This window comes from Dinoroseobacter sp. S124A (assembly GCF_049801015.1).
Lineage (GTDB): Bacteria > Pseudomonadota > Alphaproteobacteria > Rhodobacterales > Rhodobacteraceae > Dinoroseobacter.
In genome coordinates this window covers 153,828-166,540 of record NZ_JBNAGD010000005.1, presented here as the reverse complement: position 1 = coordinate 166,540, position 12,713 = coordinate 153,828, and the positions used below count along the sequence as shown (strand labels likewise).

Annotated in this window: 12 protein-coding genes; 4 read left to right on the top strand and 8 right to left on the bottom strand. The window is 63.4% G+C overall.

The genetic code is table 11. From position 1 onward, the window contains the following. Positions 1-2: 2 nt before the first annotated feature. The 7 genes from odhB to ACP15I_RS13840 all read right to left on the bottom strand — a co-directional run bounded on the left by odhB (position 3) and on the right by ACP15I_RS13840 (position 9,495). Positions 3-1,496 (bottom strand): 2-oxoglutarate dehydrogenase complex dihydrolipoyllysine-residue succinyltransferase, encoded by a 1,494-nt coding sequence (odhB, locus tag ACP15I_RS13870; protein ID WP_424975546.1) that lies wholly within the window; start codon positions 1,494-1,496, stop codon positions 3-5. A gap of 4 nt (positions 1,497-1,500) precedes the next feature. Next, positions 1,501-4,464 carry a 2-oxoglutarate dehydrogenase E1 component gene (locus ACP15I_RS13865; RefSeq protein ID WP_424965124.1) on the bottom strand — a complete coding sequence of 988 codons (2,964 nt, stop codon included), beginning with the start codon at positions 4,462-4,464 and terminating at the stop codon, positions 1,501-1,503. A gap of 81 nt (positions 4,465-4,545) precedes the next feature. Continuing rightward, positions 4,546-5,433, bottom strand: a complete 888-nt coding sequence (sucD, locus tag ACP15I_RS13860; protein WP_424965123.1) for a succinate--CoA ligase subunit alpha — start codon at positions 5,431-5,433, stop codon at positions 4,546-4,548. Between the two features lie 128 nt (positions 5,434-5,561). Further along, on the bottom strand, positions 5,562-6,122 hold the full coding sequence (locus ACP15I_RS13855; protein WP_424975545.1) for a hypothetical protein: 561 nt from the start codon (positions 6,120-6,122) through the stop codon (positions 5,562-5,564). Positions 6,123-6,367: 245 nt separating this feature from the next. After that, positions 6,368-7,561: an ADP-forming succinate--CoA ligase subunit beta gene (gene sucC / locus ACP15I_RS13850; protein WP_424965121.1), complete on the bottom strand. Its 1,194-nt coding sequence runs from the start codon at positions 7,559-7,561 to the stop codon at positions 6,368-6,370. Between the two features lie 277 nt (positions 7,562-7,838). Next, the gene (gene mdh / locus ACP15I_RS13845) at positions 7,839-8,801 is read right to left on the bottom strand and encodes a malate dehydrogenase (RefSeq protein WP_424965120.1); all 963 of its coding nucleotides are present in this window, start codon (positions 8,799-8,801) and stop codon (positions 7,839-7,841) included. A gap of 370 nt (positions 8,802-9,171) precedes the next feature. Next, the gene (locus ACP15I_RS13840) at positions 9,172-9,495 is read right to left on the bottom strand and encodes a hypothetical protein (protein WP_424965119.1); all 324 of its coding nucleotides are present in this window, start codon (positions 9,493-9,495) and stop codon (positions 9,172-9,174) included. A 306-nt stretch (positions 9,496-9,801) separates the two neighbouring features. Between ACP15I_RS13840 and ACP15I_RS13835 the strand changes: the two genes are divergently transcribed. From ACP15I_RS13835 to ACP15I_RS13820, 4 genes are read left to right on the top strand one after another with little or no spacing between them, the layout of a single operon-like run. Continuing rightward, positions 9,802-10,677, top strand: a complete 876-nt coding sequence (locus ACP15I_RS13835) for an HpcH/HpaI aldolase/citrate lyase family protein (protein ID WP_424975544.1) — start codon at positions 9,802-9,804, stop codon at positions 10,675-10,677. 3 nt (positions 10,678-10,680) lie between these two features. Beyond that, positions 10,681-11,244, top strand: a complete 564-nt coding sequence (locus tag ACP15I_RS13830) for an NnrU family protein (RefSeq protein WP_424965117.1) — start codon at positions 10,681-10,683, stop codon at positions 11,242-11,244. Positions 11,245-11,248: 4 nt separating this feature from the next. After that, the gene (locus tag ACP15I_RS13825; protein WP_424975543.1) at positions 11,249-11,452 is read left to right on the top strand and encodes a DUF1737 domain-containing protein; all 204 of its coding nucleotides are present in this window, start codon (positions 11,249-11,251) and stop codon (positions 11,450-11,452) included. Next, positions 11,452-12,483 (top strand): MaoC family dehydratase, encoded by a 1,032-nt coding sequence (locus tag ACP15I_RS13820; RefSeq protein WP_424975542.1) that lies wholly within the window; start codon positions 11,452-11,454, stop codon positions 12,481-12,483. Before ACP15I_RS13825 ends, ACP15I_RS13820 begins: the two co-directional genes overlap by 1 nt. A 39-nt stretch (positions 12,484-12,522) precedes the next feature. On the opposite strand, the gene ACP15I_RS13815 is transcribed toward ACP15I_RS13820, so the two are convergent. Next, complete coding sequence (locus ACP15I_RS13815; protein WP_424975541.1) at positions 12,523-12,681, bottom strand: hypothetical protein; 159 nt, start codon at positions 12,679-12,681, stop codon at positions 12,523-12,525. Positions 12,682-12,713 lie beyond the last annotated feature (32 nt).

Here is a 12,713-nt window from a genome sequence, read left to right as displayed (position 1 = left end):
TCTTACAGGTCCATCAACAGACGTCGCGGATCTTCCAACGCTTCCTTGACGCGCACGAGGAAGGTCACGGCGCCCTTGCCGTCCACAATCCGGTGGTCGTAGCTGAGCGCGAGGTACATCATCGGGCGGATCTTGATCTCGCCATTGATGACCATCGGGCGGTCCTGGATCTTGTGCATGCCGAGGATGCCCGATTGCGGAGGGTTCAGGATCGGCGAGGACATGAGCGAGCCGTAGACACCGCCGTTGGAGATCGTGAAGGTTCCGCCCTGCATCTCCGCCATGGACAGCTTCCCGTCCCGTGCGCGCTTGCCCTTCTCGGCGATGGCGCCTTCGATCTCGGCAAAACTCATCCGGTCCGCGTCGCGGATCACGGGCACCACGAGGCCCGTGGGCGTGCCAGCGGCGATGCCCATATGGACGAAGTTCTTGTAGACGATGTCCGTGCCATCGATCTCGGCGTTGACTTCAGGAACCTCTTTCAGGGCGTGGCAGCAGGCCTTGGTGAAGAAGGACATGAAGCCGAGGCGCACGCCGTGCTTCTTCTCGAAGAGGTCCTTGTATTCCTTCCGCAGTGCCATGGTCTCGGTCATGTCCACCTCGTTATAGGTGGTGAGCATGGCGGCGGTGTTCTGGCTGTCCTTCAGGCGCTTGGCGATGGTCTGACGCAGACGCGTCATCTTCACCCGCTCTTCGCGGGCAACATCATCGGCGGCAACGGGCGCGCGGGGGGCTGCGGCGGGGGCCGGGGCCGCGGCTTTGGGTGCGGCCATGGCGGCGAGCACATCGCCTTTCATGACGCGGCCATCGCGGCCCGTGCCCTGAACATCGCCAGAGGACAGGTTGTTTTCTGCCATCAGCTTTTTGGCCGAGGGCGCGTCCTCGACATCCTTGCCGGAGGCGGTGGGCGCCGCCGGCGCGGGAGCCGGTGCCGCAGGTGCCGCGACCGCGCCGGCCCCTCCGATCACGGCCAGCTTGGCCGTCGCGTCGACCGTGGTGCCTTCGGCGGCCACGATCTCGGACAGAACGCCGGCAGCGGGGGAGGGCACCTCGACCGAAACCTTGTCAGTCTCCAGCTCGCAGAGCATCTCGTCCTGCGCGACGGTGTCCCCGACCTTCTTGAACCAGGTCGATACCGTGGCTTCGGTGACGCTTTCGCCCAGGGTCGGAACCATCACATCCACGCTCTCGCCTCCGCCAGCGGCTGGCGCCTCGGCCTCTGCCGCGGCAGCGGGCGCTTCGGCGGGGGCCGCACCGGCGCCTTCACCGATCGAGGCCAGCAGGGCGTCGACCCCGACGGTCGTGCCTTCTTCGGCCACGATCTCGGCCAAGGTGCCGGCGGCAGGAGAGGGCACTTCCACGGTCACTTTGTCGGTTTCCAGCTCGCAGAGCATTTCGTCGACTGCAACAGCATCCCCGGGCTTCTTGAACCAGGTGGCGACCGTCGCTTCGGTGACGCTTTCCCCCAGCGTGGGGACGCGGACTTCTACAGACATATTCTTATCCCTCAATCGTAAGCGCTTCGTTCACGAGCGCGGCTTGTTGTGCTTTGTGCATGCTGGCGAGGCCGGTTGCCGGCGAGGCCGAGGCCGAGCGCCCGGCATAGACCGGACGGCTGTGCTTGGAGCCGATCCGGCTCAGCACCCATTCGATATTCGGCTCGACGAAGGTCCAGCCGCCCTGGTTCTTAGGCTCTTCCTGACACCAGACGATCTCGGCGCCCTTGAACCGCTCCAGCTCCTTCATCATCGCCAGGGCGGGGAAGGGATAGAACTGTTCCAGACGCAGCAGGTAGACATCGTCGATGCCGCGCGCGTCCCGCTCTTCGAGCAGGTCGTAATAGACCTTGCCCGAGCAGATCACGACCCGCTTGATCTTGTCATCCGAGACCAGCTGCGTGTCGGAATTGCCTTGCTGGGCGTCATCCCAGAGCACCCGGTGGAAGCTCGATCCTGTGGTGAACTCGGCGGCGGTTGACACCGCGAGCTTGTGCCGCAAGAGCGATTTCGGCGTCATCAGGACCAGCGGCTTGCGGAAAGTCCGGTGCAGCTGGCGACGCAGGATGTGGAAGTAGTTCGCCGGGGTCGTGCAGTTGGCCACGATCCAGTTGTCCTCGGCGGACATCTGCAGGAACCGCTCGAGCCGTGCCGAAGAGTGCTCCGGCCCCTGGCCCTCGAACCCGTGCGGCAGCAGCATGACCAGACCGGACATCCGCAGCCATTTCCGCTCGCCCGAACTGATGAACTGGTCGAACATGATCTGCGCGCCATTGGCGAAGTCGCCGAACTGGGCTTCCCACATGGTCAGCGCGTTCGGCTCTGCCAGCGAGTAGCCATATTCGAAGCCGAGCACCGCGTACTCGCTCAATGCGCTGTCGATCACCTCGTAGCGCGACTGACCCTCGCGGATGTTGTTGAGCGGATAGTAGCGCTCTTCGGTTTCCTGGTTCACGAGGCCGGAGTGACGCTGCGAGAAGGTCCCGCGCGTACTGTCCTGACCGGCCAGCCGCACCGGGTACCCCTCGGTGAGCAGCGAGCCGAATGCCAGCGCCTCGGCGGTGGCCCAGTCAAAGCCCTCGCCGCTTTCGAACATCTTGGCCTTGGTCTCCAGAAGTCGCCCGACCGTCTTGTGCAGCGGGAAGCCCTCCGGCGCCCGGCTCAGAGCGGCCCCAACCTCGGCCATCGTTTCGGGTTTGATGGCGGTCTGGCCGCGCTGGTAATCTTCCTTGTCGGTCTGCAGATGGGACCAGCGCCCGTCGAGCCAATCGGCCTTGTTCGGCTTGTATTCCTTGCCGGCCTCGAACTCTTCGTTGAGATGGGCCTGGAACGAGGCCTTCATGTCCTCGATCTCGCCCTCGGGGATCAGTCCGTCCTTGACCAGCCGCTCGGTGTAGAGCTGCAGCGTGGTCTTCTGCTTCTTGATCGCCTTGTACATGATCGGGTTGGTGAACATGGGCTCATCGCCCTCGTTATGCCCGAAGCGGCGATAGCAGAAGATGTCGAGCACCACGTCCTTGTGGAACTTCTGGCGGAACTCGGTGGCCACCTTGGCGGCATGCACCACTGCCTCCGGATCGTCGCCATTCACATGGAAGATCGGGGCCTCGACCACCAGCGCGTTATCCGTGGGATAGGGGCTGGAGCGGCTGAAATGGGGTGCCGTGGTGAAGCCGATCTGGTTGTTCACCACGATGTGGATCGTGCCACCGGTCTTATGACCGCGCAGGCCCGATAGCGCAAAGCACTCGGCCACGACGCCTTGGCCAGCAAAGGCCGCATCCCCGTGCAGCAGGATCGGCAGGCAGGCCGTGCGATCCACATCGCCCAGCTGGTCCTGCTTGGCCCGGGCCTTGCCCAGAACCACCGGGTTCACCGCCTCGAGATGCGAGGGGTTGGCAGTCAGCGACAGGTGCACGGAATTGCCGTCGAACTCCCGGTCCGCCGAGGCACCGAGGTGGTATTTCACATCGCCGGAGCCATCCACATCCTCGGGTTTGAACGAGCCGCCCTGGAATTCGTTGAAGATCGCGCGATAGGGCTTGGACATCACATTGGCCAGCACCGACAGACGGCCCCGGTGGGGCATGCCGATGATGATCTCCTTGACGCCCAGATTGCCGCCGCGCTTGATGATCTGCTCCATGGCCGGGACGAGGGATTCGCCGCCGTCGAGGCCGAAGCGCTTGGTGCCCATGTATTTCACATGGAGGAACTTCTCGAAGCCCTCGGCCTCGACCAGCTTGTTCAGGATGGCCTTGCGGCCCTCGCGGGTGAACTGCACCTCTTTGCCCAGACCCTCGATCCGCTCTTTCAGGAAGGCGGCCTCTTCGGGGTTGGAGATGTGCATGTATTGCAGAGCGAAGGTGCCGCAATAGGTGCGCTTCACGATCTCGATGATCTGGCGCATGGAGGCGATCTGCAGGCCCAGCACGTTGTCGATGAAGATCGGGCGATCCATATCTGCCTCGGCAAAGCCGTAGGTCTTGGGATCCAGCTCCGGATGGGGCGTCTGGTTGCGCATCTTCAGCGGATCGAGATCGGCCACGAGGTGGCCCCGGATCCGGTAGGCGCGGATGATCATCAGGGCGCGGATACTGTCGAGCACGGCGCGCTTGATCTGCTCGTCGGTGACCTCGACACCCTTGTCGGCGGCCTTGGCGGCGATCTTCTTGCCGGCGGCCTTGACCTCGGTCGGGGCCGGGGCGGGCCATTCGCCGGTCAGCGCACCGGTGAGATCATCGCTCGGGGCGGGCGGCCAGTCACCGCGCGCCCAGGACGGACCTGCCGCCTCGGCCTTCACATCCAGTTCGGCATCCCCAAGCGCGCGAAAGAACTCGGCCCAGGCCGCATCGACCGCATTGGGGTCGTTGGCATACTGGGCATAGAGCTGCTCGAGATACTCGGCATTGTGCCCCTGCATAAACGAGGAGGCATGAAAAACATCGTTCGGGCTTTGGTCGGTCATGGGATCCCCCCTCGAAGAGTGTTGGACGGTGCAGGCCCCGGCGCGCTCTGCGGCGCTCCGCCGGGACCTGAACTTGCTGTATCAGCCGTTCTCGATGGCCTTGAGAACCGCTTCGCCCAGACCCGCGGGGCTTTCGGCCACCACGATGCCTGCGCTCTGCATGGCTTCGATCTTGTCTTCGGCACCACCTTTGCCGCCTGCGACGATCGCACCGGCATGGCCCATGCGACGGCCCGGAGGGGCGGTGCGGCCTGCGATGAAGCCTGCGGTCGGCTTCCAGCGGCCCTTCTTCTTCTCGTCGGCGAGGAACTGGGCGGCTTCCTCTTCGGCGGACCCACCGATTTCGCCGATCATGATGATGCTCTCGGTCTCGTCATCCGCGAGGAACCACTCGAGCACGTCGAGATGCTCGGTCCCTTTGATCGGGTCGCCGCCGATGCCGACGCAGGTCGACTGGCCGAGGCCCACATCGGTGGTCTGCTTGACCGCCTCATAGGTCAGCGTGCCGGAGCGGGACACAACGCCCACGGAGCCGCGCTTGTGGATATGGCCGGGCATGATGCCGATCTTGCAGGCATCCGGCGTGATCACACCGGGGCAGTTCGGGCCGATCAGCCGCGAGGAGGACCCCTCGAGCGCGCGCTTGACCTTCATCATGTCGAGCACCGGGATGCCTTCGGTGATGCAGACGATCACTTCCATCTCGGCGTCGATCGCCTCGAGGATCGAATCCGCGGCGAAGGGCGGCGGCACGTAGATCACGGTCGCATTGGCCTCGGTGACATGCTTGGCCTCATGGACCGAGTTGAACACAGGCAGGTCGAGATGGGTCATCCCGCCTTTGCCGGGGGTGACGCCGCCGACCATCTTCGTCCCATAGGCAATGGCCTGCTCGGAGTGGAAGGTGCCTTGGCTGCCGGTGAAGCCCTGGCAGATGACTTTGGTGTTTTCGTCGATAAGTACGGCCATTGGGTGTCCTTCGGGTCGTTTATTTCATTGGTCGCGACATCGGGTGTCGCGTGATCGTGCGGGTCTGGCTCCGGGAGAGAGCCTGATATGCGCGGGTCGCGGAGGGCATGCGGATCATCGGCAGGTCCTCATGAGCGATAGGCGGAAAACAGGATGCTCGTGCCGTCATCGACACAGGCATCGGTGAGGGCGCTGCGGGTGCTGAAATAGCGCCCGATCGGATTGTCGGGGTCCTCGAAATTCACGCAGCTGATCTGCTCGCCCGTGACGACCGAGAGCCCGCCGCGCGTCAGCTTGCGGATGAACTCGGGGTAGAAACCGGGCACGAGCGCGTCGAGGATCGCCGAGGCCTCCTGCACGCCCACGGCGCGGGTCGCCACGGCGCAACGGTCCGGCCTGTCGCCGGAATAGACCTCGGCCACCACGGTCTCGGACGGGGCGCTGAAAGTGTAGGTCTTGCCGGTGTTGCGCGGGTCGTTGCGCACGGTCTCGATGAACCCGGCGGCCCGGAACCCTTCGATGATCTCGTCATTGCTGGCCACGGGGGCAAAGCAGATCTCGGCGGCCTCCTGCAGGTTGATCCGGGCGGCATCCTCAAAGGTGAGCGTGCGCGCAGGGATCTGCGGGGCGGCAAAAATCATGCCGGAAATCATCGCCGAAAGAGGAAAGAGGAGAGACGACAGGCGCATGTTCACGTCCTCAGCCCGTCGCCGGACGAACGGTGTTGCAGTACGAGCTCCCGCGCATCCCCGATTGCCCCGCGATGCGACCGGGCCGGTGCAAAACGCGCGGCGCGGGTCGCATGGCACGTGGCCAGCAGGCCGCAAGCATGCGTCTCGGCAGAGAAATCAGAGGCGTGGATCATCATCGGACGTGGTCCGTCTCGCAGCGGGGGTGCCACGCGCCCCAGGCGGGCGCGCGGCGGTCAACTGGGTCAGCCCTTGACGGCTGCCACGATCTTCTCGGCGCCGTCCTTGAGGTTCTCGGCGGCGATGACGTTAAGGCCGGAGGTGTTAATGATCTCCTTGCCCTGCTCGACATTCGTCCCTTCGAGACGGACGACCAGCGGCACCTGCAGGCCCACTTCCTTGACCGCGGCCACAACGCCCTCGGCGATCACATCGCAGCGCATGATGCCACCGAAGATGTTCACGAGGATGCCTTTGACCTGCGGGTCGGACGTGATGATCTTGAAGGCTTCGGTCACTTTCTCTTTGGTGGCGCCACCGCCCACATCGAGGAAGTTCGCAGGCTCGGAGCCGTAGAGCTTGATGATATCCATCGTCGCCATGGCGAGGCCCGCACCGTTGACCATGCAGCCAATCTCGCCGTCCAGCGCGATGTAATTCAGGTCATACTTGGACGCGGCAAGCTCCTTGGGGTCCTCCTCGGTCTCGTCGCGCAGCTCGGCGATGTCCGGGTGGCGGTAGACCGCGTTGCCGTCAAAGCCCATCTTGGCGTCGAGGCATTTCAGATCGCCGCCATCGGTCACGATCAGCGGGTTGATCTCGAGCATCTCCATGTCCTTCTCGACGAAGCACTTGTAGAGCTGGCCCATGAGCTTGACGCATTGCTTGACCTGCGCGCCGGTCAGACCGAGCGCGAAGGCGATGCGGCGACCGTGATAGGCTTGGTAGCCCGTGGCCGGATCGACGGCGAAGGAGAGGATTTTCTCCGGGGTGGAGGCCGCGACTTCTTCGATATCCATGCCGCCCTCGGTGGAGCAGACGAAGGAGATCCGCGAGGTGCCACGGTCCACGAGCAGCGCGAGGTAAAGCTCGGTCTCGATGCCGGAGCCGTCTTCGATATAGATCCGGTTGACGGTCTTGCCCACCGGGCCGGTCTGGTGGGTCACCAGCGTGCGGCCCAGCATTTTCTTGGCTTCTTCGGCGGCTTCTTCGACGGATTTGGCGAGACGGACACCGCCCTTTTCACCGGCATCGGCTTCCTTGAAGGAGCCTTTGCCGCGTCCACCGGCGTGGATCTGCGCCTTGACCACCCAAAGCGGCCCATCCATTTCGCCTGCGGCGGTCTTGGCATCTTCGGCCTTCAAGACCACACGACCATCCGATACCGGAGCGCCGTAGCTGCGAAGGAGGGCTTTCGCCTGGTACTCATGAATGTTCATGAAACTGTCCCGTTCTGCTTGTATTTCCTCGGGTGTTGCACAGGCAGGTAGGGGGGCAAAACGCCATTTCGCCGCATAGGGTCTTTTTTCGACATTTGTGATCACACCCTGAAAAAGTGTGATCACAAATTAAAATCCATTAAGCAGATGGAAGGCTGTTGGCGATTCGGGGCCCGTCGTCAGGCCCTTGTACCAAACGGCCCCGGCATGGGCCGCGGGCATGAAAAAGGCGACGCATGGGATCATGCGTCGCCCGGTGTCTGAATGCGCTGCGCGATCAGGACAGGCTGTCGTCGATGCCCTTGCAGGCTTCCATCAGGCCTTTGACGGCGTTGACGGAGTTGTCGAACATGACCTGCTCGTCCTTGCTGAGCTTGATGTCCACGACCTTTTCGATGCCATTGGCGCCGATCACGGTGGGCACGCCCACATACATCTTCTCGAGACCGAACTCGCCGTCGCAATAGGCGGCGCAGGGCAGAAGACGCTTCTGGTCCTTGAGATAGGCTTCTGCCATCTCGACGGCCGAGGCGGCAGGGGCGTAGAAGGCCGAGCCGGTTTTCAACAGGCCGACGATCTCGGCGCCACCGTCACGGGTGCGCTGCACGATCGCGTCGAGCTTCTCCTGGCTGGTCCAGCCCATGCTCACCAGATCCGGGAGCGGGATACCCGCCACGGTGGAATAGCGGGTCAGCGGCACCATGGTGTCGCCATGGCCGCCCAGAACGAAGGCGGTGACGTCTTTCATGGACACGTCGAATTCCACTGACAGGAAGTGGCGGAAGCGGGCTGCGTCGAGAACGCCGGCCATGCCGACGACTTTCTCTTTCGGAAGGCCCGAAAACTGCTGCAGCGCCCAGACCATCGCGTCGAGCGGGTTGGTGATGCAGATCACGAAGGCGTCGGGCGCGTTCGCGGCAATGCCTTCGCCCACAGATTTCATGACCTTGAGGTTGATGCCCAGCAAGTCGTCGCGGGACATGCCCGGCTTGCGCGGCACACCGGCGGTCACGATGCAGACATCTGCGCCTGCGATATCCGCGTAGTCGGTGGTGCCTTTCAGCGCGGCGTCGAAACCTTCGACCGGACCGCTCTCGGCGATGTCGAGCGCCTTGCCCTGCGGGATGCCATCCGAGATATCGAACAAAACGACATCTCCGAGTTCCTTGAGTGCGACGAGGTGGGCAAGGGTGCCACCGATCTGACCAGCGCCGATGAGGGCGATCTTGGGTCGGGCCATGGATAAGTCTCCGGCTTTCGTTGATCTTCGCTGCGTGCCTAGCGGCTGCAGCATGGCCTTACAAGGGAAGTGCCGCGCGGCGGAACGCCCCAACGCCCGTACCGCGCGGTCTTGCGCGGCTAAGAGTCGGAAAACTGGTGATTATCTGATCAAGGGCTCAGGTGCGACCCATCGCGCAGTCTGTGTGCCGTTGCATACAAAAGCGCCGATTGGTCCTGAAAACAGGCCGAAACGGGCGATTCCCAAGGGCAGGGAGGCGGGAGTCTGGACCCGGAGGGTGGGCTGCGCCGCAGAAAACGCTGCAGCGCAGGGCATACTTACAGGGTGAACAGGCCAGTCGCGCCGCTGCACCGCGGCGCGGGATGTCGGCTCAGACGTCGTCGCCCGGGGCGATCTTGGCCATCACGGCGGCGCCTTCGAAGGCTTGGCCAGAGGCGATCAGGCAGGTCTGGCCGTTCGGCATGGTGACCGTGATCGTCCAGGTGCCGGTTTCGTCGGAGGCAAACACCTCCATCACGCCGTTATTCGCGCCGAGCCCCATGCTCCGAACCGTTTCGCCATAATTGGAGGTCAGTCGGCTCACGACCTTGTCACGTTCAGCACACGGGGAGGGGGCGGCTTGTGCCAGTGCTGCGCCGGAGAGAACCAGGGTCGTCATCAGGCCAAGGGACAGCGTCTTCAATTGGGTCTTCATGGGTCTACCTTTCCTTCCGTGCCCCGGAAAACCCGAGACCCGTTTTAGTGGTTAAGCCATGCCGGACTACCCGCTTATGTCGTGCAATCCTGGGCGGATTGCGCATCCCTCCAAAGTCCGACGCATAGAGCTATCGTGCCCATAGAATACCTCAAAACGTGTTAATGCAGCGTGCGACCTTTTCGCACCTGCAGCAATTATGTCCAAGCTATTGACCTTTCTGCATTTCTGCGGCGCAGAAGAAACTTTCTTGCAAAATTTCTCTCTCTGGGGTTCTTTCCGCCAAGTTTGTCATTGGAGAGAATCATGGATCACCGTGCGCGCCCTTACCGTTCTGTTCTGTATATTCCCGCCTCCAAGGCCCGCGCGCTCGAAAAGGCCCAGACCCTGCCCGTGGATGCGATCATCTTCGATCTCGAGGATGCCGTGGCCGTCGAGGAGAAGGAGAATGCCCGGCATCTCCTGGCCGAGACCCTCGCCGAGAAAGACTACGGCGCGCGGGCAAAAATCGTGCGTTTGAACGGGTTTGACACCGAGTGGGGGCTGGCCGATCTCGATGTGGTGGCCGCCGCCAAGCCCGAGGCGGTCCTGCTGCCCAAGGTGAACAGCGCCGCGGATGTCGAAGCGCTCGCCGCGAAGCTCGATGCGCGCCCCGAAACCGCCGAGACGACGATCTGGACCATGATGGAGACCCCGCTGGGGATGTTGAACGCGGCCGAGATTGCCGCAGCGCCGCGCATGGCGGGGTTCGTGATGGGGACCAACGATCTGGCCAAGGAACTCGACAGCCGCTTCCGCGCCGACCGCCTGCCCATGCAGACGGGGCTCGGTCTGTGCCTGCTGGCGGCGCGGGCTTACGGTCTGGTCGCGGTCGACGGCGTGTATAATGCGTTCAAGGATGAAGCCGGTCTCAAGGCCGAATGCGATCAGGGCCGGGATATGGGCTTTGACGGCAAGACGCTGATCCATCCCGCACAGATCGCCGTGGCCAACAGCGCCTTCGCCCCCTCGGAGGCTGAACTGGACCTGGCAAATCGGCAGATCATCGCCTTTGAAGAGGCCGAGGCGAGCGGGCAGGGCGTGGCCGTTGTCGATGGCAAGATCGTCGAGAACCTTCACGTTGCCACCGCGCGGCAACTTCTGGCAAAAGCGGAGGCAATCCAAGCCATCGCCGCGGAGTAAGCCATGTCCTTTGTCCTTCTGATCGCCGGTCTCGTCCTCTGGACGAGCGCCCATTATTTCAAGCGTTTGATGCCCGAGCAGCGCGCTGCCATGGGCGATATGGGCCGGGGGGTGGTCGCTGTCGCGATCGTGGCCGCGCTCGTGCTGATGATCTTCGGCTATCGGGGGGCGGAGTTCATCTCCGTCTGGTATCCGCCGGCGTTCCTGACCCACGTCAACAACGCGCTGATGTTGCTGGCCCTCTGGGTGTACGGGTCCAGCGCGGCCAAGGGCGCCAAGGCCTGGCCTGCCTACCGGACCCGGCATCCGCAGCTTCTGGCGGTCAAGATCTGGGCTTTTGCGCATCTGCTGGTGAATGGGGATCTCGCATCGATCCTGCTCTTTGGCGGGCTTCTGGGCTGGGCCGTGGGCTCGGTCATCCTGATCAACAAGGCGGAGCCGAGCTGGACCGCTCCGGAGAAGGCCGGCACCAAGACAACCATCCGCCTCGCTGTGATCACAGTGGTGCTCTACGTGCTGATCGCGGGCATCCATGCCTGGCTCGGCGTCTCGCCCTTCGGAGCCTGAGCCCATGAAGATCTACCGCTTCCTGACCGAGGACGACACCTCGGCCTTCTGCCACAAGGTCTCGGAGGCGCTGTCCAAGGGCTGGGACCTCCATGGTGATCCGACCTACGCCTTTGATGCCGCACATGGCGTCATGCGCTGCGGTCAGGCGGTCATCAAGGAGATCGACACCCCCTACAGTTCCGAGATGAAACTAGGAGACCAATGATGGCCAAAACCAATGCGGGCCGCTTTTTCGAAGACTATGCGCTGGGTCAGGTGTTGACCCACGCGGTGCCGCGGACGGTCTCCGGTGGGGAGCGCGCGCTCTACCACATGCTCTATCCGGCACGCCATGCGCTCTATTCTTCCGATGCGTTTGCCCAGGCGAGCGGCCTCTCGGCGAGCCCGCTGGACGATCTCGCGGCGTTCCACATCGTCTTTGGCAAGACCGTGCCGGATGTCTCGCTGAATGCGGTGGCCAATCTGGGCTATGGTGAGGGGCGGTTTCTGAAGCCGGTCTATCCGGGCGATACGCTGCGCTCGGTCTCCGAGGTGATCGGGCTGAAACAGAACTCGAACGGTAAATCCGGCGTGGTCTATGTCCGGACCAAAGGGTTGAACCAGCGCGATGAGACGGTGCTGGAATATGTCCGCTGGGTGATGGTGCGCAAAGCGAACCCGGACGCGCCCGCGCCCGAGACGGTGATCCCGGATCTCGCGAAGACGGTTCCGGCAGCGGATCTCGTGATCCCCGAGGGGCTCGATTTCACAGGCTATGATTTCGATCTCGCGGGGGAGCTGCACCGTTGGGGCGATTACGAGGTGGGCGAGATCATCGACCATGTGGACGGGGTGACCATCGAAGAGGCCGAGCATATGCAGGCCACCCGCCTGTGGCAGAACACGGCCAAGGTGCATTTCGACGCCACTTTCCGCCCCGATGGTCAGCGGCTGATCTATGGCGGTCACGTCATTTCCATGGCGCGCACGCTCAGCTTCAACGGTCTGGCCAATGCGCAGATGGTCGTCGGGCTGAATGCCGGGGCCCATGCGAACCCCTGTTTCTCGGGGGATACGGTGAAGTGCTGGTCCGAGGTTCTCGACAAGGCCGAGACCGCCGCGCCCGGTGTGGGGGCGATCCGGCTGCGCCTTGTGGCGACAAAAGACGGTTCGGTCGGGGAACTTAAGGGCGAGAACGGCAAGTATCTGCCGGGAGTTCTGCTGGACCTCGATTACTGGGCGCTCATGCCGCTCTGAGCGACGCGCCCCGCCCGGGGTCCGAGCGGGGCGTTTCGATCAATCGAGCGCGGCGATCAGCAACAGGAAACCGACCAGACCGGCCGCGCCGAACGCCCATGTGGGCAGCGTGACCGTCATCGGGGCTTTGAGTTTCGCCATCAGGTCTTGGCCCTGCGTGGAGGAGGTCTTTGCGGGATCAGGTGTTTGCTCGGACATATGTGAGTTCCTTAGGCATGTGGGGGGGCTCT